Here is a 24,303-nt window from a genome sequence, read left to right on the forward strand (position 1 = left end):
TGTACAGGCCAACCTCGGTGCAACGGCCGAAAGTCCCAAGCTCCGTCAGTAGACGCCTGGCGGTCATTGGCATCGCCGGCCGGCGCCGCTCCCTAGCCTTTACAGAAATAGGCGAAGGGCGTATACTGAAACCACAATTGGACATCGAATTCCTTCAGGGCAGGGTGAGGGGCAACCCAATTCCCGACCGGTGGTGACGTCGACAAGGCGAAGTCCACGAGCGGTTGAGTCCGCAGGAACCGGTGAAAGTCCGGTACCGACGGTATAGTCCGGATGGGAGAAGGAACAGGATGAACGGGTGGGTCAGACCGTGAAAACGGTAAGGCTTTTTTCGCCGTTCCCTCTTAGCCCTGGAGGAATTCCGGGGTTTTTTCATTTGGGGGGATGGGGTTGAAAGATGAAGACTGGATGCGGTGGGCTCTGCAGTTAGCCGCCTCTGCCCGGGGACAGACCAGCCCCAACCCCTTGGTCGGCGCGGTGATCGTGAAGGACGGAGAACTCGTGGGCCAAGGGGCCCATCTCAAGGCTGGCGGTCCTCACGCAGAGGTGCATGCCTTGCGCATGGCCGGGGAGAAGGCCCGGGGGGCCACGGTTTACGTGACCCTAGAACCCTGTGATCACCACGGGCGTACGCCACCCTGTAGCCGGGCGCTGATTGAGCACGGCGTGGCCCGGGTGGTGGTGGCGATGGTGGACCCGAATCCGTTGGTGGCGGGAGGGGGTATCCGGCGTCTCCGGCAAGCCGGAGTGAAGGTTGAAGTCGGCCTTTTGGAGAAGGATGCCAGAGCCCTGAATCGGGGATTTATTCAACGGATGACCCGTGGCCGGCCTTGGGTGATCGCCAAGATCGCCATGACGTTGGATGCTCAGATTGCGACCCGGACTGGTGAGAGTCGGTGGATTACCGGGGAGAAGGCCCGGGAGAAGGTGCATGAGCTTCGGTCCCGGGTGGACGCCGTGGTGACGGGGGTCGGCACGGTGATTGCGGATGATCCGCAATTGACCGCCCGCCCTCCAGGTGGGGGACTCCCACGGCAACCCCTGCGGGTGGTGCTGGACAGTCGGCTCCGGATCCCCGGGGATGCGCGGATCCTGAGCACTGTTTCAGCGCAGACGGTGGTGTGCGCTGGCCGAGGGTTGGCGCCGGCCGAGCGCATCGCTGAACTTGCCGCGAGAGGGGTGGATGTCTGGCTGATCGATCCGGATTCCGAAGGGGGTTTGGATCTGCACCAGGTATTCGGGCGTCTGGGTGAAGCCGGGGTGAACACCGTGCTGGTGGAGGCCGGCGGGCAGCTGCAAGGCAGCGTATTTCGCAGCGGCTTGGTGGATGAAGTGGTGTTTTTCTTGGCGCCGAAGCTGTTGATGGGGAGTGGAATCCCCGCCCTCGCCGGGGAGGGCGTCGAACGGCTGGCCCAGAGCGCCCAACTGGAGATCACTGGGGTGGAGGCGGTAGGGGAGGATTTGAAAGTGACCGCCTTGGTCCGGAGGGCGGAAAAAGGCAGGTGACGAGGCATGTTTACCGGAATTGTAGAGGAAATCGGGATCCTTCGCGAAGTTCGTCCCACGGATCAAGGGGTTGAACTCACGGTGCAAGCGCACCAGGTTCTGGAGGATGCGAAGATCGGGGACAGTATCGCCGTTTCCGGCGTTTGTCTCACGGTCGTGGATCTGGTTTCGGAGGCTTTTCGTGTGGACGTGGTGGCGGAAACGCTTCGCCGCACCACCTTGGGGGCGGTTTCTCCCGGGGCGAGGCTCAATCTGGAGCGGGCTTTGACACTGCAGACGCGGCTGGGCGGCCACCTGGTGTCCGGGCACGTGGATGGGGTCGGCACCGTGGAGGAGGTGGGATTTGAAGGTGACTCGGCGGTGGTCGAGGTGCGCGTTCCGGCACCCCTTCAAAAATATATCGCCGAAAAGGGGTCAGTGGCGGTGGACGGAGTGAGCTTGACGGTGATGGGTGTGACCGAGAAAGGTTTTCGCGTGGCCCTGATCCCTCACACGCAAAAAGAGACCACTCTCGGCGAACTGAGGAGCGGCAGCCGGGTGAATCTGGAAGTGGACGTGGTGGCGCGGTATGTGGAGCGATTGTTGCGAGGAGGCCACGAAGTGAAGTGATCGGTCGGGACAGGACAGCGCGTGGCGCGCAGCGAGGAAGAAATGGAGGAGACGGCTATGTTTGCGTCCATCGAGCAGGCCATCGAAGAACTGAAAAAAGGTCATGTCGTCATTGTCGTCGATGATGAGAACCGAGAAAACGAAGGGGATTTTGTGGCCCTGGCTGAGCGCGCTACCCCGGAAGTGATCAATTTCATGATTACTCATGGCCGGGGGTTGGTGTGTGTCCCTCTGACCGAAGAACGGGCTCGGGAGTTGGATCTCGACCCCATGGTATGGAACAACACCGACAACCACGAAACGGCTTTTACGGTATCCGTGGACGCCCGCAACGGCACCACCACGGGGATCTCAGCGGTGGAACGGGCGGTGACCGTCAAGACCCTCATCGATCCCCAAAGTACCCCGGGGGACTTTCGACGGCCGGGGCATATTTTTCCGTTGATCGCCAAGCCCGGAGGCGTCTTGCGCCGGGCGGGACACACCGAGGCGGCGGTGGATCTGGCCCGATTGGCGGGGGCGTACCCCGCGGGAGTGATTTGTGAGGTACTGAAAGAGGACGGGACGATGGCCCGGGTGCCGGATTTGGAAAAAGTGGCCCAGCGGCACGGCTTGCTGATGATCACCATCGCCGATCTGATCCGTTACCGAAAGGCCCGGGAGCGGTTGATTCAGCGCCGGGCTGAGGCGGATCTGCCCACGGACTACGGGGTGTTTCGCGCCGTGGTTTACACGAGCACGTTGGACGACAAAGCGCACGTCGCCCTGGTGAAAGGGGAGATCCACCCCGAAGAGCCCATACTGGTACGCGTCCATTCCGAATGTTTGACGGGCGATGTGTTCGGTTCCCATCGTTGTGACTGTGGCTCACAATTGGCCGCGGCGATGAAACGGATTGAAGCCGAAGGCCGGGGTGTGCTATTGTACATGCGTCAGGAGGGGCGGGGAATCGGCCTCGTGAACAAGATCCGGGCTTATGCGCTTCAGGATCAGGGCTACGACACCGTGGAGGCCAATGAAAAGCTCGGATTCCCCCCGGATCTCCGGGATTACGGGATCGGCGCCCAGATCTTGCGCGATCTGGGGGTGACCAAGTTGCGGTTGTTGACCAATAACCCGCGAAAGATTCGGGGGCTCGAAGGTCATGGCCTGGAAGTGGTGGAGGTGGTGCCGATCCAGGTCCCGCCCACAGAAGAAAACATCGATTATCTGCGAACCAAGAAGATTAAGCTCGGCCATTATTTAAACGTGTGAGCTTCCTGGTGCCGGGCCGGGTTGGTCCCATACCCCGGACCCGGGCCGGTGATCACGGGCGGGGAGGCGTAGGGGTGGCACGAATTTTCGAAGGTGGATTGTCCGGCGAAGGAGCTCGGTTCGGATTGGTGGTTTCGCGGTTTAATGAACTGATCACCCGGCCACTGCTAGAAGGCGCGCTCGGAGCTCTGCGGCGACACGGCGTGCGGGAGGAAGACGTGGATGTGGCCTGGGTACCGGGGGCCTTTGAAATCCCCGTTGTAGCCCAGAAGATGGCGGAATCCGGGCGTTACGATGCGGTGGTGGCTTTGGGGGCGGTGATCCGCGGCGCTACCCCGCATTTTGACTACGTGGCCGGGGAGGCGGCGAAAGGGGTGGCCGCGGCCGCCTTGAAAACCGGGGTGCCGGTGATTTTCGGCATTCTCACCACCGACACCATTGAGCAGGCGGTGGAACGGGCGGGAACCAAGGGAGGCAACAAAGGTTGGGATGCGGCGGTGTCTGCGGTGGAGATGGCCGACCTGATGCGCCGATTATCCCGGGCCGTCGAGGAGGACGGGCACCGTGTTGTGGAACAGTGAGGATCTCATCTTCCGGCTGATCGCTTTTCTGATCGGGATCGTGTTTCACGAGCTCGCCCACGGTTATGTCGCCGATCGGTTCGGGGACTCCACGCCCCGCCGGGCCGGCCGTTTGACGTTAAATCCGGTGTCTCACATTGATCCCATCGGGTTGTTGTTGATTCTGTTCGGACCCTTTGGCTGGGCCAAACCCGTCCCCATCAACCCCCTGGTTTTTCGGGATCGCAAATGGGCTTTGGCTGCGGTGTACGCCGCCGGCCCGGCAGCAAACTTGGTTATCGCCGTTACACTGGCCCTCGTGTGGAACATGACCGGCGGGGCGGCCGCGTCCCTGCCGGGATTATGGGGGACATTTTTGACCGGGGTTTTCGGATATTCGGTATTGATCAACGTGGTCTTGGCCCTCTTTAATCTGATCCCCGTACCACCTCTTGACGGCGGCCGGCTGCTGGAGTTGGCGGTGGCCAGGCGGCTCGGGAGGGCCTGGCATACCTTTGCGACAATCGGGCCTTTTGTCCTTCTGTTGGTGGTCATCACACCTCTGAGCCAATACGTGATTGTTCCGTGGGTGTTTGGAGGACTGCGTTTGTTCGCGGCCTGGACGGGTTACACGTTTTAGGTGCGGGCGACGGGGAGGGGGAAGGGTGGCCTATGACGTGCGGGTGGGGTCTTTTGAGGGACCCCTGGACCTTTTACTGCATCTGGTGGAGAGGAGAAAATTCAATATCTGGGATATTCCGGTCGCGGAGATTACGGAACAGTATTTAGACTATCTTCGGCAAATGCAGAAGTTATCTCTGGAGGTGGCCAGCGAATTCGTGGTGATGGCCGCCCGGCTCCTGGAAATCAAGAGCCGCATGCTGCTGCCCCGTTCTCCGAAACCCGGGGAAGCGGAGGCGGAGGAAGCCGACCCCCGGCTGGCCCTTTCCCAGCGCTTGGCGGTTTATCGAGCCTTCAAATATCTAGCCGGTCATTTGTCTGAACTCGAAGAAAGACGGAAACCGGTCTGGACCCGGCCTCGATCGGTGAAATCCCCGGAAATCCTGCGGCCAGCCGGCCCCGTCTCGTCGGTGGACGCACTGATCGAGGCCTGGCAACGGGTGCTGTGGAGGGCTTTCGCCGAAAACCGACCGGCGACGGTGGACCGGGACGAACTGCGGATTGAAGATTGGGTGCGGGCGGTTACAGCCAGGCTCCGTCGGGCGAGGGCCCTCACTTTTGCTGATCTTGTTGGTGAGAAGCGGAACCGCGCCCGGGTCGTGGTGACCTTGTTGGCTCTTCTCGAACTCATGAAAGAGCGCCGGGTACGATGTGTTCAGGAAGTGGTGTTTGGCGACATCTGGATCGCCTGGATCGATGAGGGGGTAGAAAAGGACGGAACTCGATTGGACGTCGGTGATTGAAGGGCTGTTGTTCGCCGCCGGTGAGGAAGGGCTGAATGAGCGGCAGTTGTCCCAGTACACCGGACTCTCGGCCCAGGAGGTCCGGAATCGGTGCGAGGAGTTACGAAAACGCCTGGATGAGGCGGGACGGGGCATTCAGCTCCGGAGACTGGACGATCTCTACCAGTTGACGACCCGGCCCGAGCACGCCCCGTTCCTCGAACAGTTGAGTGAGAGTCCGCGCCTGCCCCCCCTCTCCCAGGCTGCCCTGGAGACACTCGCCATCATCGCGTATCGTCAGCCGGTGACCCGAATCGACATCGAAGAGATTCGGGGGGTCAAGTCCGAGCGGGCGCTGGCAACGCTGTTGGGTCGTGGATTGATCCGGGAGACGGGGCGGGCCGATGCTCCGGGGCGCCCAATCCTCTACGGCACCACCCCGTACTTCCTGGAGTATTTCGGTTTGCAAGAACTGGGAGATCTGCCGTTTCCAGAGTTGGCGACGACACAAGAAGAAGAAGGGTTTCCACTGTTTGCCGAGGACGAAGAATCACCCGATGATCCGGATGAAACCGGAACTTGAAGGGGATATTATCCTGTGAATTTCGGGTGATGGAGGAACACTTTTCATGTCGGCGTGGATTTGGATCTTCGGGGCATTCTTCATTATAGGCGTCGTCGTTGGGCTGGCTGCCATTTCGCCGGTTGTCGTACAGCTCCATTACGTGCACCATCAGGGAGCAGATCGAGTGACCGTCGATTTTCAAGGATTGTGGGGAATCATCACGAAACATTGGGTGCTGGGAGGTGAAGAAGCCCTCCAGACCGTGGTGGAACGGGCGGTGGAAGGAGCCCGAAAGCTGGACGAAGGGCCCGGAGCCTCCGAGCCGGCAAAGGCGGGCCCTGAAGAAGGGTTGTGGGCTTGGAGGAGATATGCTGACACTGGAAAGCGGATCGCCCGGCTTTGGAGGACCCAGGAAGGGGCCCGACACGCACTGACGAATTTTTTAAACAGGGTGCATATTAAAACTTGGCGGGCAAAGGTGCGGATAGGTACTGGGGAAGCGGCATCCACCGGCGTGGTGGTCGGCGTTCTCTGGTCCTTTTTTTATGTGATGGCGGCACTTCTCGCCCGTCGGGTGCGTCTTGTTTCACCCGAGGCCCGAGTGGATCCCGACTTCCAGCGCCGGCTGATCGAAGTAGAGTTCGAGGGAATAGCCCAGTTCCGGGCGGGGCAGGCTATCCGCGCAGGGGTTGCGATGGCCATTGCCTTATGGAAGGAGGGCTTGTTGTGGCGGATCACCCAATCCAAAACTTGATGCAGACCGCTATGGAGAATCTTCGGGACATGGTGGACGTAAACACAATTATCGGGGATCCGGTGGAAGCGCCGGACGGTACGGTGATACTTCCCATCTCCCGAGTGGGTTTTGGATTCGCCGCCGGAGGGAGCGAGTTTGACGCGGTGGGTCCAAAAGGGCAGGATGCCGCCAAAGACTCGGGGGGAGGAAATAACCTGCCTTTCGGAGGCGGCGCGGGCGGGGGGGTTTCCATTACCCCAATCGGTTTTTTGGTCGTGAGCCACGGTACGGTCAAAATTTTATCCACCCAAAGCCCCACGCAACTGTACGACCGGCTGTTGGAAATGGCTCCCTCGGTCCTCGACCGGATTCAAGCGATGATGGGAAAAAATACGCAAACCACCACCGCTTCTGGGACTGGGGGTTCTGCCAATACGGTGATGTGAGCAACCGAGCGCCTGCCCGGCCTCGGCTTCACGAGGACGGGCGGCGTAAGTTCGGGAAGACGAGCATACATATACGACGCGGGAGGTCATTATGGCGGGGCGGGTGTTGGCAGGGGTTGTCGCGGTAATGATGGTTCTGTTTCCAGGTGTGGGGGGTGCCTCGGCGCACTCCCCGGATGTGTATGGGATCTCTGCCCAAGGGGCGGCGGTGGTGGACGTTGCAAGTGGGCGGGTCCTGTACGAGAAAAATGGGGACCAGATGATGCCCATTGCCAGCTTGACCAAAATTGTCACCGGGTGGCTCGCCGTGGAGTCGGGACGCCTGGACGAGCGGGTGACCATCAGCGCCAATGCCGCCCGGAAAGAAGGGTCATCGGTGTATCTTCGGGCCGGGGAGACGTACACGTTGCGGGATCTCGTGTATGCCATGATGCTGCGCTCTGGGAACGACGCCGCCACTGCCGTGGCCGAACACCTGGCCGGATCTGAAGCTCGGTTTGCGGCCCTGATGAATGCCAAGGCTCGTGAAATGGGGCTGCGGCATGTTCATTTTGCGAATCCTCACGGGTTGGACGCACCGGGACATGGGGCTTCTGCGGTGGATTTGGCCATGATGACGGCGAAAGCCTTGCAGAATCCCGAGTTCGCGGCGGTGGTTCGCACCAAATACCATCGAATGCCCTGGCCGGGGGAATCCTGGGACCGGGTGATGCGCAATAAGAACAAGATGTTGTGGCGCTACCCGGGAGCAGACGGCGTGAAAACGGGCTACACGAAGCGGGCCGGGCGTTGCTTGGCGTCCTCGGCGACCCGGGATGGGCATCAGGTGGTGGTGGTGGTCTTGAAGGATCCGGACGATTGGGCGGATACGGCTCGGTTGTTCGATCATGTATTTCAGACCTACGAGTGGGTGCCGGTTCCAGGGGGACCGGCCTCGGTGCCGGTTCGCGGTGGTGTGGTGCCAACCGTTCCGGTGCGGGTACAGGGCCCGGACCGGTTTCCCATCCGGGCTGACGAAAAGTTTCACGTGGACTGGGAACTAAAGCCAACACTCCGGGCGCCCGTTTCACGGGGCGAACCCGCAGGCCTGTTGCGGATTCAGGTGGGAGAAGAGGTTCATCGATATGCAATCGTAGCGATGCAACCCGTGGATCGGCGCCCCTGGTGGGACCTTCGCCGTTTGTGGTTGTAGCGGCACGAGCCTCCGCATCAAACTGCCCCGGTCGGGCCAAATAGACAAAGATCCGATCGTCCGGGGCTTTGGGAGAGAGGGATGGGGATGGTCAGCGCGCTGTGGCTCGGATTGTTGATCTCTGGGTTTGTGGCGGCGGCGTTCCAAGGCAAAATCGACATCGTGACTCAGAGTATGCTCAAGGGAGCGGAGGAGGGCGTGGCCGTCGCCCTAGGCCTCATCAGTATCCTCGTCCTGTGGCTGGGGGTGATGCGGGTCGCAGAAGAGGCCGGGTTAATTGCCGCCCTGGCCCGGCTGCTGCGGCCTTTGGCCCGATGGTTGTTTCCCTCGGTCCCCGCCGATCACCCGGCTATGGGGTCCATCCTGTCAAACATGAGTGCGAATATTCTCGGTCTGGGCAATGCGGCGACGCCCTTGGGGCTCAAGGCCATGCGGGAACTCCAGGAGCTCAATCCCGACAAGGAGCAGGCGAGTGACGCCATGTGCACCTTGCTGGCCCTCAACACCGCCAGCCTGACCCTTTTGCCCACGACGGTGATCGCACTGCGCATGCAGTACGGCGCCACCAGTCCCACGGATATTGTCGCCCCTACGATTCTCGCCACCGCTGTGGGGACGGCGGCGGCGATCTTTCTCGATCGCTATTACCGCCGACGGGACGCCCGGGGTAGGAGGGGGGCGAAAAAGTGAACGTGTTTTTCGCTCTCTCGGCGTGGATGTTGCCGACTTTTTTCGTGGGGACGGTCCTGTGGGCGGCCCTGCGCCGGGTGCCGGTGTATGAAACTTTTGTGACGGGCGCAAAAGATGGATTCGAGACGGCGGTTCGCATCATCCCGCATCTCGTCGGCATGATGGTGGCCATCCGGGTGTTTCGCGATTCCGGGGCCCTGGAGTGGATCACGGGTCTTGTGGCCCAGTGGATATCGGGAATTTTCCCCGCCGAAGTGTTACCGATGGTATTGTTGCGGCCGATCTCCGGGACGGGTTCCCTCACCTATATGATTGATGTGCTGCGCACCCATGGCGGGGATTCGTGGGCAGGCCGGTTGGCTTCAACCATTCAAGGGAGCACAGATACCACTTTGTACGTCATCACCGTGTATTTTGGCAGCGTGGGGATCCGGAAGGTTCGCTATGCCCTAAAGGTGGGGCTGTTGTCCGATCTGGTCAGTGCTGCCGCGTCGGCGGTGGCCGTCTGGTTGGTTTTTGGACCGCCGGGATGACGGGGATGTCGGGGAACGGCCGCTCGACTGGTGGAGGTCCCGTCCATGAGGTAGAATCGATGGCGAAATCATCGCGGGCCCTTGGCCAGGGGGAATATGGGTGAAAGAACGGCTACAAAAGGTGATTGCCGGAGCGGGGTTAACCTCCCGACGAAAGGCGGAGCAATGGATTGCCCAGGGTCGGGTGCGGGTGAACGGTCGGGTCGTGGTGGAGCAGGGGTTCAAGGTGGATCCGGAAGTGGACCGCATCGAAGTGGATGGGTGTTCCGTGGCCATCCCCGACCGTACGGTCTGTTTTTTGTTCTACAAACCGATCGGGGTGGTCACCACCTTGCACGACCCCCAGGGCCGGCCGGCGGTGGCCGATTATGTCCGCGATCTTCCCAAACGGGTGTTTCCCGTCGGGCGTCTGGATATCAACAGTTCCGGGCTTTTGTTATTGACGAATGACGGGGAATTGGCCCACCGTCTGATGCATCCGCGATTCGGGGTGGAGAAAACGTACCGGGTGGTGGTGAGAGGGTATCTGGAGAATCCAGGGATACGGAGGCTCGAGACAGGCATTGTCCTCGATGGGGTAAGGACGGCGCCGGCCCGGGTGCGGCTGCGGGGGAGGGGGAGGGAGAGGTCGGAGTTTGACATCACCCTGCATGAAGGGCGAAATCGCCAGGTGAGGCGCATGTGCAAAGCGGTGGGGCACCCGGTTTTGGAGTTGACCCGGGTCCAATATGGGAATCTTACAATAGATGGGCTTGCGCCCGGGGAGATTCGTCCGCTGACCGATGAGGAAGAGAGGACTTTGCGGAAATTGGTCGCTGACGGGCGGGAACCCCGGTGATCCTCGATCTCTGCGGCGGCGGTGCAACGCATCGCTTGTCACTCGGCTGTCCGTTGGTTACCATGAGAGTGTACACCCGAGCGGCACAGTCATTGTCCAAGCGGGGGGCGCAGCGATGCGCGGGTAGCCGGAGCCGGCGTCGGAAGGAGATGTGTGAATGAACCCGGTCAAGATTCTTGTGGTGGACGATGAGGAGCGGATTCGTCGTCTCGTGAGGATGTATCTGGAGCGAAACGGATTCGAAGTGGAGGAGGCGGAGGACGGCCGCACCGCCCTGGAGATGGCATTGGCCAACGATTACGCGGTGATTGTCCTCGATCTGATGCTGCCGGAGTTGGATGGACGGGAGGTCTGCGCGCAACTTCGCAAACAAAAGGATACCCCGGTGATCATGCTGACCGCCGCCGGGGACGAGATGAATCGCATCCACGGCTTTGAACTCGGTGCGGACGATTATGTGGTCAAGCCCTTCAGTCCGAGGGAATTGGTCATGCGGGTGAAGGCGCTGATCAAGCGGGTACACCAGGGACCTGCCGAGCATGAGCTAACCCAGGTGTTTACATTCCCGCACTTGACCATCAATCTCGAATCCCGGAAAGTGACGGCAGACGGGCAGGATGTCAGCCTGACGCCGAAAGAATACGAGCTTCTGTGTTACTTGGCCCAGCGGCCGGAAAAGGTGTTCACCCGGGAAGAACTGCTCCGGGATGTCTGGAATTATCAGTTCTACGGGGACCAGCGCACTGTGGATACGCATATCAAACGGCTCCGGGAAAAGCTCGGGAAGGCGTCTCAGCCGGCGGCCGCGATGATCGTCACCGTGTGGGGTGTAGGCTATAAGTTCGAGGTGGCAGAGTGATCCGCAACAGTATTGTTTCCAAGCTCTGGCTCACCATTGCCGGTTTGGTGGTGGTGGTGCTGGGGCTCTTGTCTATGTACCTGGAACAGATGATTGACACCTACTTGTACCAGGTGCAAGCCCAGGCTTTTCAGAATCGCGCCGATTATATTGCCTCGACCCTTCGCACGGGCAGTCCCGAAGCATCGGTGGTGGCCGAAAACCTGGCCCGACAGGCGGGGGCCAGCTTGTACGTGCTGGGGACGCCGAATCAAGATCCCGCCGCCGAGGCGGTGTGGAGTCGCTTGACTGTAGATGAGCGGTCGAAATTGTTGACCGGAGGGGATGTGATCCCCCCGAGCCGATCGTTTCTTCAGGACGTTCCGCAGTTTCGCGGCCATTCGAACAATCTGTGGATCGTCGTCCCCTTGGCCCGTCAGGGAGATGCGGTTCGGTTGATGCTTCTCACCCAGCCTCTGGCCCCCAGCCAGGAGGCGATGAGCCAGATCCAGCATTCGATTTTTTATGCCGGGGGTCTGGCCATCGTCATGACCACGGGTTTTGCCTTTGTCATCTCGAAAAATCTCTCCCGCCCCCTGGTCCAGATGAATGAGGTGGCCGAGCGGATGGCCCGGGGGGATTTTCGCGGGAAAGTCCGGGTTGTCACCGGGGATGAGGTCGGCCGTTTGGGCCTGACCCTCAACAAATTGGCGCACGATCTGGAAGAAAATATAAAAGCGTTGTCCAAGGAGAAGGAACAGTTGGCCAATATCCTGGCGAGTTTGGCCGATGGGGTGGTGTCGGCCGATCTGACGGGGAAGGTGCTGCTGGCCAATCCCCCAGCCCGGCGCTGGTTGCGGGCGTTATCGATGGCAGAAGAAGGCCAGCCTTCGGAGAACCGCTTGCCGAGTCAACTGTTCGAGGTTGAACAAAAGGTGATCGAGACGAAAGAAGCGCAGCAGCGGGAGGTGGTGGGACAAGGCCGAACGATGGCCGTCACCATGGCCCCTTTGTATGAGCCGGGATCCCACGCATTGCGGGGGGTGGTGGCGGTGCTTCGGGATATCACCGAGCAATTGAACATTGAGCGGATGCGCCGGGATTTCGTCGCCAATGTCTCCCATGAACTGCGCACCCCTTTGTCGATGCTTCAAGGCTACAGCGAGGCGTTGGTGGATGATTTTATCGACGACCCGGAGCAACGCCGGGAACTGGCGGAAATCATCTTGGAAGAAACGCTGCGCATGCGCCGACTGGTGAACGACTTGCTGGATCTCGCCCAACTGGAGTCCGGGCGGTTCGTGATGAAACGACAACCCGTGGACGTGCGGCCCTTGGTCCAAAAGATTTGGCGGAAGTTCTCGGCTCTGGCTCAGGAAAGGAAACTGTCCTTTCAATTGGCAATGCAGGTGGATGACCCAGTGATTGTCGATGCCGATGCGGATCGATTGGAACAAGTCCTGACAAACCTCATCGACAACGCTTTTCGGCACACCCAGCCTCCGGGCTCTGTAACGATTCGTTTTAGTGTGAGCCAGGACACGGCGAGGATTGCGGTGGAAGACCAAGGGGCCGGGATCCCCCCTGAGGACATTCCTTACATTTGGGAGCGGTTTTACAAAGTGGACAAGGCCCGTACTCGGAATCGAGGAGGCACGGGCCTGGGGCTTGCGATCGCTCGGAATATCGTCCTTCAGCACGATGGGGACATTACGGTGGAAAGCCGGCTCGGAAAGGGGACGACGTTCACCGTTTTGTTGCCCCTTTACCAAGGGCAGCGCCAGGGCTAAGTTTCGGGCAGCAGGCGGCTGAGAATGTCGGCGATTTCGTCCGTGAAGGTCGACACCGGCCTTCCTTGTCGGACACCGCTCGCTATGTCCCGGAGCCGGGCCACCAAGTCCACGTCGGCGGTGACCGCCACCCGGTAGCCGCCGTCCGTTCGTTCCACGGCTTCTTTGACGGACTGTTTAATAGAGTCGATTTTGGAGCCGGTGATTTTGTAATCAAGATCGACGCCAACCAGGGCTGTCCGCCCGACCAACACCACGGTCGAGCCCTCGACGCCGGGAACCCGGCGGGCAGCGTCGTTCATCTGGCGCATCACCGTGTCCGGGGGTGCGGGGCTCGCGGGTTTTCCGGCCTGCTGAGGGGCCTGTTGCGGTCGCGGAGCAGGGGCTTTATTGACCTGCTCCCCCGGCGGCGTTTGTACCTCTTCGGGTCGCTGAGTCCCGTCCTCTGTCACCCGGGGGCCCGTGTCCCGAGGGGATTCGGGTGGGGCAGCGGAAGGTGCACATCCGGATACAACGCTGGCGATGAGTACAGCCAGAGGTAAGGACATTCTCAGGGATGCGTTCCAAGGCATTCCGGTTCACCTCGGACCTAGTGTGCCGGAGGGCGGGGTGATTTATACAGGCCGTGTCAAAAATCCAACGTTGCCGCATGCTTGGTTGTCACTGCAGACTGGGATATACTGAAAAGGAACGCGGGTTGCCGTGTCGCGATAAACTGCGAAATGAGGACGATGGGTTGGAGGACGCCATGGGGTGGATCTATTGTGCAAGATTGTTCGACAGTGAGTTTCAGGCAGGTTGTTATGCAGCCCGCCTGCGAGAAGAAGGGTGGCGCGGCGATCGGAACTACCCGGATTATGTCGCCGTTTTTCGCACACCCCAGGGGCGTTTTGGCGTGAAATTCCTCCCCACGAAACCCTCCGTCCCGGGCAGATCGAAGACCAACAATCGATCCTCTTAGGAGGGGTGGCCGGTGTTTCAGAATCCGACGGACCAAGAATTGGCGAATTTGTTGAAGACCTCGAAGACCGTGGCAGTGGTGGGACTGTCCGATAACCCCGATCGGCCAAGTTATGAGGTCGCGTCTTATCTGCAGTCCCAAGGCTATGAGATCATTCCCGTCAATCCGCGAATCGGCCAAAGTCTGGGGCGGAAAGCCCATCGCTCCCTCCGGGAGGTGGAGGGTCCGGTGGATATTGTGGATGTATTCCGCCGGGGTGAAGAGGTGGATGAACTGGTGGACCAAGCGGTGCAGGCCGGCGCAAAAGTGCTGTGGATGCAGCTCGGAGTCGTCAATGAGCAGGCGGCGAAGCGGGCTCAGGACGCGGGTTTAACGGTGGTCATGGACCGCTGCATGAAGATCGAACACCAGCGACTTTTAGGTGGGGCGGAACTCTGAAGGCGAGAAACGGGGACAAAACCCGACCTCAACAAAAGCCGAACTCAGCAAAAAAGGAGGCGTCCGGATCGACCGGCCGCCTCAAGAAAAGAGAGAGAGGAGAAGCTGAGGTTTGCACGCCTCGGCTCTGTTATCAGCATAACCGGAATGGACCCGGTCTATACATCAAGAACGGCAGTTTTGAATCCTCCCGGGACCCGGATGCAGGGTTACATTCCCATAGGCGGGCGGTACTCGATGGGGCGGGTGAGGGGAGAGCGAAGGTGAAACAGATCCACGGCCTGTATGCGATCACCGATCGGCGATTTTATCGCGGCCGGTCCTTGGAAGAAGTGACAGGGGATTGGTTGGCCGGCGGAGTGACCTGTATTCAGCTGCGGGAAAAAGATCTGAACACTCGGGAGTTGCTGGAGGCTGGACGGGTGCTGAGACGGATGACCCGGGAAGCCGGTGCCCTGTTGATCGTCAATGACCGGGTGGATGTGGCCGTGGCCCTGGAGGCGGATGGGGTCCACCTCGGCCAGGAGGATTTGCCGATCCGAGCGGCCCGGGAGATTCTGGGGGAGGGCCGCATCATCGGGATCTCCACTCACAATGTGGAGGAGGCCCGGGAGGCGGCGATTCAGGGGGCGAACTACATCGGGGTTGGTCCGATGCGGGCGACGGCCACGAAAACGGACACCAAGCCGGTGGTGGGGATCGCCGGGTTGCGCCGTATCCGCCAGGCGGTGGATCTTCCCATCATCGCCATCGGCGGCATTCGACTGGAGGATGCCGAGGAGCTGGCGGCGGCCGGGGCGGATGGTTTAGCGGTCATCCGAGGGCTTGTCGACACGGAGGATATTCTGGAAAGAGCCAAAGCGTTTGTGCAAGCCATCCTCAGGGGCCGACAAAGGAGGGAGGGGGGAGGATGAGGCTGCATGTGAACGGGCAGTGGAAAGAGATCCCCGAGGTGAGAACGGTCGCCGATGTGCTGCATCATTTTCACCTCGTTGACCGCATGGTGGTGGTCGAGCTCAACCGAGAGATCATCCCCCGGGAACAGTACGATATCCAGGCGGTGCGAGACGGCGATCACATGGAAATCGTTCATTTTGTAGGTGGGGGTTAAAAGGGAAAGGAGAGGCCGGCATGGAGACGCAGGTGGAGAATGACGAGTTAATCATCGGAGGGCGGACCTTTCGCTCCCGGCTGTTTTTGGGGACGGGAAAATTTTCGGACTTAGATGTACAAAGTCGGGCGGTGGAGGTTTCGGGGGCTGAAGTCCTGACTTTCGCGGTGCGGCGGTTGAACCTGGATCGCCCGGATGAACCCAATTTTTTGGAACGGCTCGACCTCCAACGGTTCACCCTGCTGCCCAATACCGCCGGGGCCTCGGACGCCGAAGAAGCGGTGCGGATCGCCCGGCTTGCGAAGGCGTCGGGGCTGTGCGACATGATCAAGGTTGAGGTGGTGGGCAACCCCAAGACCTTGCTCCCGGATCCCGTGGAGACACTTAAGGCGACCGAAGTGCTGGTGAAAGAGGGGTTTATCGTCCTGCCCTACATATCGGACGATCCAATCTTGGCCAAGCGCCTGGAGGAAGTGGGGGCGGCGGCGGTGATGCCCGGCGCGGCCCCGATTGGAACGGGGTTGGGGATTCTGAATCCGTATCACTTGAGCTACATCGTGGAGGAGGCAAAGGTCCCGGTGATCGTGGACGCCGGAATCGGTTCCCCCGCGGACGTGGCCTTGGCGATGGAGTTGGGGGCGGATGGGATTTTGTTGAACACCGCCGTCTCCGGGGCCGAGGACCCGGTCCTGATGGCCGAAGCGATGCGACTGGCGGTGGAAGCCGGCCGGAAGGGGTATCTGGCCGGTCGAGTGGCGAAGAAACGGTACGCGAGCGCCAGCAGTCCAGTGGAAGGCATGGTGGGCCGGTGAGGTGGCCCGGCACGTAAAAAAATGCCCCGCATTTGGCGGGGCTTTTTTTACGGGTGATCGAAGGTATTACAAGGACACGTCCCGCACCGCCAGAATACCCGGGACTTGGCCGATGTTCGCCAGGGTCTCGGCATCCACCGGTTTGTCCACGGCGAGGACCATCACCGCCTGTCCGCCGAGCTCCTTGCGCCCGACTTGCATGGCAGCAATATTGACGCCGGCGGCGCCGAGAAGGCTGCCGACTTGGCCGATGATGCCCGGTTGGTCGATATGCCGGGTGATGAGCAGGGTTCCCTGGGGCGCTACGTCCACGGAATAACCGTCGATTTGGACGATTCGCGGCCCGAGTCCGTTAAATAAGGTCCCGGCGGCACTGTGGGTGCCTTCGTCTGTGGTGAGCTGGACAGAGATCCAGTCGTTGAACACTTTGTGCCGGCCGGTTTTGGTCTCCGTCACCTTGATGCCCAAGGTCTCTGCGATAAAGGGGGCATTCACATAATTGACTTCGTCCCCGTGATGATAGCTGAGAATTCCTTTTAGGATCGTCCGGGACACCGGGGCGACCTCCCGTTCTGCCACCGCGCCGCCGTAGGTGACTTCGATGGCGGAAAGGCGACCCGCGGCGATCTGGCTGATCAATTGGCCCAGTTTTTCCCCTAGGGTCAGGTAGGGTTGAACGGCCCGCATCACTTCGGCGGGGAGGGATGGGAGATTCACCGCGTTCTTGAAGGGCCGGTCGTGCAGGATATTCAAAATTTCTTCCCCGACGTCGATGGCCACGTTGATCTGGGCCTCCACCGTAGAAGCTCCCAGGTGAGGGGTGGCAATGACTCGGTTTGACGCCAGAAGCGGATTGTCTTTCGGCGGCTCTTCTTCGAAAACGTCCAGGGCGGCACCTCCCACGGTTCCGTCTTCCAAGGCGGCGAGCAGCGCCTTCTCATCGATGATCCCGCCCCGGGCGCAGTTGAGGATGCGAACGCCCTTTTTCATCAAGGCGAACTGCGGCCCGGAGATCATGTGCCTCGTTTCTTTGGTGAGGGGGGTATGGACGGTGATAAAATCCGCCCGGCGGCAGATGTCGTCTACCGAGACCGATTCGACGCCCAGTTGATCGGCCCTCTCCCGGGTGAGAAACGGGTCGTAGGCCAGCACCGTCATCCCGAAGGCCATGGCCCGCTTGGCCACTTCGGTGCCGATGCGACCAAGGCCAACGATCCCCAGGGTCTTCCCCCTGAGCTCTACGCCGACAAAAGACTTCCGGTCCCACTTGCCCGATTGGATTGATGCGTAGGCCTGAGGGATGTTTCGCGCCAAGGCCATCAGCATGGCAAAGGTGTGTTCCGCTGTAGAAATCGTGTTCCCGTCCGGGGCGTTGACCACGATGATCCCCCGGCGGGTGGCCGCCTCGATGTCAATGTTGTCCACTCCCACTCCGGCCCGGCCCACAGCCTTGAGATTGCGGGCGCTGGCCAACAGGTCGGCGGTGACTTTGGTCTGGCTCCGGACCAAAAGGGCGTCATATTCGCCGATCAGCGCCTTGAGTTCTTCCGGGGGTAGCCCCGGGCGAATGTCCACTTGCACATCGGGGGCGTCCATCAGTTTTTTGAGCCCCTCTTCGGAAATTGCATCACTGACAAGAATCTTGAACACGGTAGGGCACCTCCCGGATGTTCTTGTTGCACGCCTAGGCGTGCGATGATTCCCTTGGCGAGTCGGGCGGAGTCAAACAAAAAAACCTTCCACCCTCTGCGCGTGCGGCGCAAGGGGCGAAAGGTCCTCTTTCGCGGTACCACCCTTTTTCAGCGATGCCTCGCAGCATCGCCCTCGCTGGGTGACCATGTCACCCGACTCACTAACGGGAGTCAGCCGGCCCCGCTACCCACGCCGCTCGTCGGCGCTTCACGCAGGCACTCGGGAGCGCTGCCGGCTAGACACGCGGTCCGGTTTGCACCCATCCACCGGCTCTCTGTACCGCTCTTTGTCTGTCGGGACTCCCTCATCGCTTTTCCTTCACCAATAAAATGATGCCTTCATTGTCGTAACTGTAGCACTGGGTCGGCCAACCTGTCAAGGATCTTGGGTGTTGAAAAATCTTGATGAAATCTTGAATGGGATCGTGTACAATGGGGTGGGGACCGGGGCCGGGGTCCCCGTCAGAAATATATAAAAAATAATGATTCATTTCAAAAGGGGGATCGAGTTTGAAGAAGCTGGGTTCCATTCTGTTGTGGACGCTCATCTCCATTGTGGGCGCTGCGGCTTTTGCCGTATTAGCAATCAGTAACGGGGAGACGATCAGCGCTGCGTGGCTGATCATCGCCGCAGTGGCCACCTACGCCGTTGCCTACCGTTTTTATAGTAAATTCATGGCGCACAAAGCCTTTGGGCTGGACGATCGCCGGGCGACGCCGGCGGAAATCCACAACGACGGGAAAGACTACGTGCCTACCAACAAATGGGTACTTCTGGGTCACCATTTTGCGGCGATTGCCGGAGCCGGCCCCTTGGTGGGACCGATTCTCGCCGCCCAGATGGGGTACCTCCCGGGGACCTTGTGGATCATCATCGGAGTTGTGCTGGCTGGAGCTGTTCAGGATTTTGTCATCCTGTTCGCTTCGATGCGCCGGGACGGCAGGTCTTTGGGGCAGATCGCCCGGGATGAGATCGGCGCCTTTGGCGGAATTCTCGCCTCCATCGGCGTGCTCGCCATCATGATCATTTTGATTGCCGTGCTGGCGTTGGTCGTGGTCAATGCCCTGAAAGGTTCGCCGTGGGGAACCTTTACCATCGTAATGACCATTCCCATCGCGCTGCTCATGGGGATCTATATGCGATTCATCCGGCCGGGCCGGGTGTTGGAAGGCAGCATCATCGGCATCGTCCTGTTGATGTTGGCCCTGTGGGCCGGGCAGTACGTGGCGGCAGACCCGTATTGGTCGGGCGTCTTCACCCTCAGTGGTACTGCCCTGGCGAAGTGGCTGATCTTGTACGGATTTATTGCTTCCATCTTGCCGGTTTGGCTGCTGCTGGCGCCCCGGGACTATCTCAGTTCGTTTTTGAAGATCGGTACGATCGTTCTTCTCGCCATCGGTATCCTCATCGTGCTGCCGCCGATCCACATGCCGAAGCTCACCCGGTTCGTGGACGGGACGGGGCCGGTGTTCAGCGGGAACTTGTTCCCATTCCTGTTTATCACCATCGCTTGCGGCGCGGTGTCCGGCTTCCATTCTTTGGTTTCTTCTGGGACGACGCCGAAGATGATTCAAAAAGAGTCCCAGGCCCGGATGATCGGCTACGGCGGGATGTTGCTGGAGTCCTTCGTGGCCATCATGGCCATGGTGGCGGCGACCTCGCTGCACCCGGGGGTCTATTTTGCTATGAACTCGCCGGCTGCGGTCATTGGGACGGACGCCGTCACCGCAGCGGCGAAGATCAGTCAGTGGGGTTTTACCGTGGATGCCGCCACCATCACCCAGTGGGCCAAAGACGTGGGCGAGCACACCATCTTGTCCCGCACCGGTGGCGCTCCGACGCTGGCGGTGGGCATGGCGGACATCTTTTCAAAGTTTATGGGTGGATTCAAGGCATTCTGGTACCACTTTGCCATCCTGTTTGAGGCGGTATTTATCCTGACCACTATTGACGCTGGAACCCGGGTTGGACGGTTTATGCTCCAGGATTTGCTGGGCAATGTCTGGAAGCCCCTTGGGCGGACGGAGTCTTTTGGCGCCAATGTATTTGCCAGCGCCGTGATCGCTTTGGGGTGGGGCTATTTCCTCTATCAGGGCGTGACGGATCCGCTGGGAGGCATCAACACGTTGTGGCCCCTGTTCGGCATCTCGAACCAGATGTTGGCCGGCATCGCCCTCATCGTTGCCACGACGGTCTTGATCAAGATGGGCAAGGCGAGGTACAGTTGGATTACACTCCTGCCTCTCGCGTGGCTCTTGGCGGTCACCCTGACGGCGGGGTGGCAGAAACTGTTTGACCCCAAACCAGCGGTCGGGTTTCTGGCGCACGCCCAGGTGGTCGCCGACGGCATAGCGGCCGGGAAACTGATCGGACCCGCGAAGTCCATGGCCGACATGAACAAAATGCTGTTTAACGACCGGGTGGACGCGATTATGACTGCGATATTCATCATCGTTGTGGTGGGCGTACTCCTCGATGCACTGCGAGTTTGGTACCAAGTGTTGATCGAGAAGCGTAAACCGGAATTAAAGGAAACGCCCTTTGTGCCTTCCAGCACTCAGGGTTGATGCCGGTCCCGGTTCCTTCCCTGGACTCAATGGATGAAAGGGTGCGTTTAAGGAGGCGATGAGGTCGTGAAATCCTCGGTGGAGGGCTGGTTCTGTAAACTGCGCACGAGTGTGAAAACAGTCTTCGGTATGCCGGACTACGAGGCGTATCTGGAGCGCCATCAGCGCGTTCACCCGGAGAAACCTCCGCTGTCCAGGCAAGAATTCTACACCCAATATCTCAAAGATCGGTACGACAGCGGCAGCCCGACGCGCTGCTGTTGACAAGCTCAGGCACCGAGTGCCGAGGCGGGGGACCCACCCCCGCTTTTTTTGTCAGCATGGAACGGGCCCGGGGTGGGAAAACGAATCCTCAAGGAGGGACTCGGCGTGGCGGTGGGTGAGCAGGTTGCAAAAGAGGACCGGCAAGACCTTGAGTTTTGGGGGCGATTGTGGCAAAGCGCTCGGCGCCCTCTCGTGTTGTCCGGAGCGGGGATCAGCGTCGCTTCGGGGCTGCCCACGGTGGGCCAGAGGTGGAACGGCATCCCCCTGCGTACGCTGTTTACCCGGCGCAGATTTGAGAGCAGGCCGAAGGAATTTTTCGATTGTTACCGGGATTGGTTATGGAACTGGGGACGGGCTGAGCCGAATCCGGCCCATCGGGCTTTGGCGGCTTGGGGTGGGCGGGTGGTCACCTTGAATGTTGACGGTCTTCACCGAAAAGCGGGGTCAAGCGGTTGTGTGGAAGTTCACGGAAGGCTGTTTGAACTGGCCTGCCGGCAGTGTGGGCTTATCTTGGAGGCGCGGCTGGCGTTTCGAGAGGATGTGCCGCGCTGTCCGGGGTGCAACAGCCTGCTCGCTCCGAACATGGTGTTTGTCGGGGAACCGGTGCGACATTTCGCCACGGTGATGGACTGGGTGGGGGATGCGGACCTGTTGGTGGCCATCGGCACCCGCCTCGACGTCTCTCCCATCAATCAGATCCCTTTGGCCGCGCATCGAAAAGGGATTCCACTTGTCCGCATCAACCGCCGGGCGGAGGTGTTGGTGCCCATTCTGGTGGGCAGAGCCTAGGCCCCGGCGGCGCACCGGGGCACCGGGGCGAGTGTTACCAGCGGGATTCCGGGCCGGAGGTAATAAAGGCAATGGCGGCGAAAGCTCCGGCGAAACCGATGAAAATGGTGGCTAAAGCCTCCGGGGCCCGCTCTCCGAGAAACAGCGTAAAAATCGCAAAGACCGCACACATAATGGCAATGCCAAAATAGTAGCGAAACATGGCGGATCCTCCTCTGTCCGACTCTCTTCCTCCGTCATCTTACCACCGGATCAGAAAAGTATGCAATGCGGGTTCACAAAGATGTCAAATCCCGGTGATTGGCTTATCCTTCTCAAAGCCATTTGGTCGGCCCTGCTGCAGTTCGGTATAATGGAGCCTGAAGGCGGCACGACCCGCAAGCTAGGGAAGGAATGGAGGAGTGCCCGGTGGAGTGGAGAATAGAGTCCGATTCCCCTTTGGGTTGCCATATTGTACTCCTGACCCCGGAGTTCGCGGCGGGTTCACCTCTAGGCTTGCCCGTGAGCGAACGCCATGCCAAAAAAGGCACAGTGACCCCCTTTTTTCGCAATGGAGACGGGGTCCGGCTATGGTTGACAGCGGGTATCGGTCCTGAAGGGGAAGTTCAACCGGAACATATTCGGCAGGCGATGGGGGAAGCTGGCCGGATGGCCCTGAAAGAAGGATGGGAAGAGGTGGCGGTACACCTTCCTGAGCTTCCGCTTCCGGCCGACGCCTTGGGCCGGGCTGTGGTTGAAGGCCTCGTGCTTGGCACCTACCGGTTTGATCGCTATCGGTCGGACCCGCAGACGCAAAGGTTGCGGAGGGTGGACGTGCTTCGGGGAACTCGCGAGTCCGAATCACTTTTTGCAGGGATTCGCCGGGGTGAGGCGGATGCAGCGGGGACGTGTCTGGCGCGGGATTTGGCCAATGAGCCGGCCAATCACCTGAGGCCCGATCTGCTCGCCTCCCGGGTACAAGAGCATTTTTCAGGTACTCCGGTGGAAGTCTCGGTGTACGGGGGCGTGAAATTGGAACGGATGGACCTTCAAGGTCTGACGGCCGTGGGGAAGGGTAGCCGCTATGGTCCCCGCCTCATCGAAATGCACTATACCGGGGATTCGTCCAAACCGCTGATTGCCCTGGTCGGTAAAGGCGTGACCTTTGACTCCGGTGGCATCAGTTTGAAAACCCAGCGGGACATCAGCGACATGCGGATGGACATGGCGGGTGCAGCTGCGGTCATCGGGGCCTTGGACGTGATTGCCAAGTTGCGTCTTCCGGTGCATGTGGTGGGACTGGTACCGGCTGCAGAGAACCTTCCCGGGGCGCATTCCATGTTGCCCGGAGACATTATTCGTTACGCGAACGGGACCACCGTTCAGGTCGCCAACACCGATGCAGAAGGACGTCTGATTCTCGCGGATGGGCTGATTCTGGCGGGAAAACGCGGGGCGCGCACGGTCATCGATATCGCCACCTTAACCGGTGCGTGCGCTGCGGCCCTGGGTCCCAAGATCGCGGGTGTTTTCGGCGATGAAGGGCTGCGAAAACTGCTGCAGGAGGTCGGGGAAGAGGTGGGGGATCGGGTTTGGCCCATGCCCCTGGTGGAAGAGTATGAGTCCTTGCTGGACAGTGATTATGCCGATCTCAAAAATATCAGCGAGGGGCCATACGCCGGTGCGATCACGGCCGCTTTGTTTTTGAAGCGTTTTGTCCCGACAGGGGTCGCTTGGGCGCACATCGACATGGCCGGACCCATGGATACGCCGAAAACGAAGGGTTACCTGCCCGCCGGGGCGACGGGGTTCGGCGTCCGCTTGTTGGCCGAAGCGGTGAACCGGCTGGCAAGCGCATGACAACTGGCGAGTCCGGATTCTCGGCCTTGGGCCAACGCTTGTTTCAGGCGATGAAGGAGTGTACGCGGTTATGTACGTGATGATCACCCAGGGCAGTCGCAAGGCCCGGGCCGCAAAGGATCTCTATGAGACGTTGAAGTCCCGGACTTCCCGGTTGCTGCCGCCGATTCGCGAAGGCGAGATCGAGGGGTGGGCAGGCGTGGAAGTTCCCGAGCATGAACGCGGCCGGGTGTTGGCCATGCGTTTCCACGATGAACATCTCAGCCCTTATATAAAATCGGATATGAATCTTTTTCATCTGCTGATGTTGGATGAGCATGTGGAAATGAGAATTTACCGGGCGGAGCGCGGTTGGCTCTTTGTGTTCGAAGGGGTACAGGCCGCCCCGAAGCCCTTCGGGGCTGCGGGGTTTGATCCCCGATAAGGTTGTGTTTCAGGGAGAAAGGGGGCGACGAATGTGGCGGGAACCGCGGTGCTGTTGATTGGACACGGCAGTCAGCTTCAGACGGCCGCTGAAGATATGTATCGGGTGATGGACGATTTGAAGCGATCAGGTCGATGGGACATCGTGGAAGCGGCTTTCTTGGAGATCACCCCGCCGTCCATTCCGGAAGGGATAGAACGCTGCATCAATCAAGGGGCCAGCCGAGTGGTGATTGTACCGTATTTTCTCCACCTGGGAAAGCACGTCCTTCGCGATCTCCCCCGGATCATTGAGGAAGCTGGACGCCGGCATCCGGGGATCCAGATCGGCCTCGGAGGGCATCTGGGCTATGATCCCCGGCTGGCTCTCATTGTGGAGGAACGGGCGGAACAGGCTCTGGCGGAGATGGACACCGTAGCGGGGTGAGGGAATGTCCCGGTGAGTTG

The 24,303-nt window shown here is 60.2% G+C and carries 28 protein-coding genes and 1 riboswitch; of the genes, 25 read left to right on the top strand and 3 right to left on the bottom strand.

Annotated features, from left to right (window positions below):
• The first annotated feature begins 146 nt into the window (after window positions 1-146).
• A riboswitch (FMN riboswitch) is annotated at window positions 147-289 on the top strand.
• Between the two features lie 95 nt (window positions 290-384).
• The 15 genes from ribD (at window position 385) to K6T64_RS05175 (ending at window position 12,960) form a co-directional block, all read left to right on the top strand.
• Complete coding sequence (gene ribD / locus K6T64_RS05105; protein ID WP_353737792.1) at window positions 385-1,506, top strand: bifunctional diaminohydroxyphosphoribosylaminopyrimidine deaminase/5-amino-6-(5-phosphoribosylamino)uracil reductase RibD; 1,122 nt, start codon at window positions 385-387, stop codon at window positions 1,504-1,506.
• A 6-nt stretch (window positions 1,507-1,512) separates the two neighbouring features.
• Window positions 1,513-2,115 carry a riboflavin synthase gene (locus K6T64_RS05110; RefSeq protein ID WP_288008833.1) on the top strand — a complete coding sequence of 201 codons (603 nt, stop codon included), beginning with the start codon at window positions 1,513-1,515 and terminating at the stop codon, window positions 2,113-2,115.
• A 42-nt stretch (window positions 2,116-2,157) separates the two neighbouring features.
• Window positions 2,158-3,369, top strand: a complete 1,212-nt coding sequence (locus K6T64_RS05115) for a bifunctional 3,4-dihydroxy-2-butanone-4-phosphate synthase/GTP cyclohydrolase II (RefSeq protein WP_269473434.1) — start codon at window positions 2,158-2,160, stop codon at window positions 3,367-3,369.
• A 74-nt stretch (window positions 3,370-3,443) separates the two neighbouring features.
• The gene (gene ribH, locus K6T64_RS05120; RefSeq protein WP_100669280.1) at window positions 3,444-3,950 is read left to right on the top strand and encodes a 6,7-dimethyl-8-ribityllumazine synthase; all 507 of its coding nucleotides are present in this window, start codon (window positions 3,444-3,446) and stop codon (window positions 3,948-3,950) included.
• Window positions 3,934-4,569 carry a site-2 protease family protein gene (locus K6T64_RS05125; RefSeq protein ID WP_288008834.1) on the top strand — a complete coding sequence of 212 codons (636 nt, stop codon included), beginning with the start codon at window positions 3,934-3,936 and terminating at the stop codon, window positions 4,567-4,569. Before ribH ends, K6T64_RS05125 begins: the two co-directional genes overlap by 17 nt.
• A 25-nt stretch (window positions 4,570-4,594) precedes the next feature.
• Window positions 4,595-5,353 carry a segregation and condensation protein A gene (locus K6T64_RS05130; protein ID WP_288008835.1) on the top strand — a complete coding sequence of 253 codons (759 nt, stop codon included), beginning with the start codon at window positions 4,595-4,597 and terminating at the stop codon, window positions 5,351-5,353.
• A complete protein-coding gene (gene scpB / locus K6T64_RS05135) occupies window positions 5,346-5,915 on the top strand; it encodes an SMC-Scp complex subunit ScpB (protein ID WP_100667567.1) in 570 nt (189 codons plus the stop codon). Before K6T64_RS05130 ends, scpB begins: the two co-directional genes overlap by 8 nt.
• Before the next feature lie 46 nt (window positions 5,916-5,961).
• Entirely contained in the window at window positions 5,962-6,651 is a 690-nt protein-coding gene (locus tag K6T64_RS05140) for a DUF2953 domain-containing protein (RefSeq protein WP_288008837.1), read from the top strand.
• Entirely contained in the window at window positions 6,624-7,079 is a 456-nt protein-coding gene (gene ytfJ / locus K6T64_RS05145) for a GerW family sporulation protein (RefSeq protein WP_288008838.1), read from the top strand. Before K6T64_RS05140 ends, ytfJ begins: the two co-directional genes overlap by 28 nt.
• A 91-nt stretch (window positions 7,080-7,170) precedes the next feature.
• Window positions 7,171-8,271 carry a D-alanyl-D-alanine carboxypeptidase family protein gene (locus K6T64_RS05150; protein WP_288008839.1) on the top strand — a complete coding sequence of 367 codons (1,101 nt, stop codon included), beginning with the start codon at window positions 7,171-7,173 and terminating at the stop codon, window positions 8,269-8,271.
• A gap of 87 nt (window positions 8,272-8,358) precedes the next feature.
• Window positions 8,359-8,961: a nucleoside recognition domain-containing protein gene (locus K6T64_RS05155; RefSeq protein WP_170086849.1), complete on the top strand. Its 603-nt coding sequence runs from the start codon at window positions 8,359-8,361 to the stop codon at window positions 8,959-8,961.
• A gap of 26 nt (window positions 8,962-8,987) precedes the next feature.
• Complete coding sequence (locus K6T64_RS05160) at window positions 8,988-9,494, top strand: spore maturation protein (protein ID WP_170086850.1); 507 nt, start codon at window positions 8,988-8,990, stop codon at window positions 9,492-9,494.
• Between the two features lie 100 nt (window positions 9,495-9,594).
• Window positions 9,595-10,332 (top strand): pseudouridine synthase, encoded by a 738-nt coding sequence (locus K6T64_RS05165; protein WP_288008840.1) that lies wholly within the window; start codon window positions 9,595-9,597, stop codon window positions 10,330-10,332.
• Between the two features lie 157 nt (window positions 10,333-10,489).
• Window positions 10,490-11,191 (top strand): response regulator transcription factor, encoded by a 702-nt coding sequence (locus K6T64_RS05170; RefSeq protein ID WP_013075799.1) that lies wholly within the window; start codon window positions 10,490-10,492, stop codon window positions 11,189-11,191.
• Window positions 11,188-12,960 carry a sensor histidine kinase gene (locus K6T64_RS05175; protein ID WP_100667574.1) on the top strand — a complete coding sequence of 591 codons (1,773 nt, stop codon included), beginning with the start codon at window positions 11,188-11,190 and terminating at the stop codon, window positions 12,958-12,960. Before K6T64_RS05170 ends, K6T64_RS05175 begins: the two co-directional genes overlap by 4 nt.
• On the opposite strand, the gene K6T64_RS05180 is transcribed toward K6T64_RS05175, so the two are convergent.
• A complete protein-coding gene (locus K6T64_RS05180) occupies window positions 12,957-13,532 on the bottom strand; it encodes a YhcN/YlaJ family sporulation lipoprotein (RefSeq protein ID WP_100667575.1) in 576 nt (191 codons plus the stop codon). The genes K6T64_RS05175 and K6T64_RS05180 overlap by 4 nt on opposite strands.
• A gap of 401 nt (window positions 13,533-13,933) precedes the next feature.
• Here K6T64_RS05180 and K6T64_RS05185 point away from each other — a divergent pair, with 401 nt between their 5' ends.
• The 4 genes from K6T64_RS05185 to K6T64_RS05200 all read left to right on the top strand — a co-directional run bounded on the left by K6T64_RS05185 (window position 13,934) and on the right by K6T64_RS05200 (window position 16,282).
• Complete coding sequence (locus tag K6T64_RS05185) at window positions 13,934-14,359, top strand: CoA-binding protein (RefSeq protein WP_100667576.1); 426 nt, start codon at window positions 13,934-13,936, stop codon at window positions 14,357-14,359.
• A gap of 263 nt (window positions 14,360-14,622) precedes the next feature.
• On the top strand, window positions 14,623-15,273 hold the full coding sequence (thiE, locus tag K6T64_RS05190; protein WP_170085487.1) for a thiamine phosphate synthase: 651 nt from the start codon (window positions 14,623-14,625) through the stop codon (window positions 15,271-15,273).
• On the top strand, window positions 15,270-15,470 hold the full coding sequence (gene thiS / locus K6T64_RS05195) for a sulfur carrier protein ThiS (protein ID WP_170085488.1): 201 nt from the start codon (window positions 15,270-15,272) through the stop codon (window positions 15,468-15,470). Before thiE ends, thiS begins: the two co-directional genes overlap by 4 nt.
• Before the next feature lie 20 nt (window positions 15,471-15,490).
• Complete coding sequence (locus tag K6T64_RS05200; protein ID WP_288008842.1) at window positions 15,491-16,282, top strand: thiazole synthase; 792 nt, start codon at window positions 15,491-15,493, stop codon at window positions 16,280-16,282.
• 66 nt (window positions 16,283-16,348) lie between these two features.
• On the opposite strand, the gene serA is transcribed toward K6T64_RS05200, so the two are convergent.
• Window positions 16,349-17,932, bottom strand: a complete 1,584-nt coding sequence (gene serA / locus K6T64_RS05205; protein ID WP_100667580.1) for a phosphoglycerate dehydrogenase — start codon at window positions 17,930-17,932, stop codon at window positions 16,349-16,351.
• 551 nt (window positions 17,933-18,483) lie between these two features.
• On the opposite strand from serA, the gene K6T64_RS05210 reads away from it, so the two are divergent.
• From K6T64_RS05210 to K6T64_RS05220, 3 genes are all read left to right on the top strand, one after another.
• Window positions 18,484-20,541, top strand: coding sequence for a carbon starvation CstA family protein (locus K6T64_RS05210; protein ID WP_288008844.1), 2,058 nt, complete (start codon window positions 18,484-18,486; stop codon window positions 20,539-20,541).
• 66 nt (window positions 20,542-20,607) lie between these two features.
• Window positions 20,608-20,805, top strand: coding sequence for a YbdD/YjiX family protein (locus K6T64_RS05215; RefSeq protein ID WP_100667583.1), 198 nt, complete (start codon window positions 20,608-20,610; stop codon window positions 20,803-20,805).
• A 105-nt stretch (window positions 20,806-20,910) separates the two neighbouring features.
• Window positions 20,911-21,594: an SIR2 family NAD-dependent protein deacylase gene (locus K6T64_RS05220; RefSeq protein WP_288008845.1), complete on the top strand. Its 684-nt coding sequence runs from the start codon at window positions 20,911-20,913 to the stop codon at window positions 21,592-21,594.
• A gap of 34 nt (window positions 21,595-21,628) precedes the next feature.
• Here the strand turns inward: K6T64_RS05220 and K6T64_RS05225 are convergent, their stop codons facing one another.
• A complete protein-coding gene (locus K6T64_RS05225) occupies window positions 21,629-21,796 on the bottom strand; it encodes a hypothetical protein (protein ID WP_013075787.1) in 168 nt (55 codons plus the stop codon).
• A gap of 206 nt (window positions 21,797-22,002) precedes the next feature.
• Between K6T64_RS05225 and K6T64_RS05230 the strand changes: the two genes are divergently transcribed.
• From K6T64_RS05230 to K6T64_RS05240, 3 genes are all read left to right on the top strand, one after another.
• Window positions 22,003-23,433 (top strand): leucyl aminopeptidase, encoded by a 1,431-nt coding sequence (locus K6T64_RS05230; protein WP_288008846.1) that lies wholly within the window; start codon window positions 22,003-22,005, stop codon window positions 23,431-23,433.
• A gap of 70 nt (window positions 23,434-23,503) precedes the next feature.
• A complete protein-coding gene (locus K6T64_RS05235; protein ID WP_100667586.1) occupies window positions 23,504-23,857 on the top strand; it encodes a hypothetical protein in 354 nt (117 codons plus the stop codon).
• Between the two features lie 33 nt (window positions 23,858-23,890).
• Window positions 23,891-24,283: a sirohydrochlorin chelatase gene (locus K6T64_RS05240; protein ID WP_100667587.1), complete on the top strand. Its 393-nt coding sequence runs from the start codon at window positions 23,891-23,893 to the stop codon at window positions 24,281-24,283.
• Window positions 24,284-24,303: the final 20 nt, after the last annotated feature.

Source organism: Kyrpidia sp., assembly GCF_023512215.1.
Classification (GTDB): Bacteria; Bacillota; Bacilli; order Kyrpidiales; family Kyrpidiaceae; genus Kyrpidia; species Kyrpidia spormannii.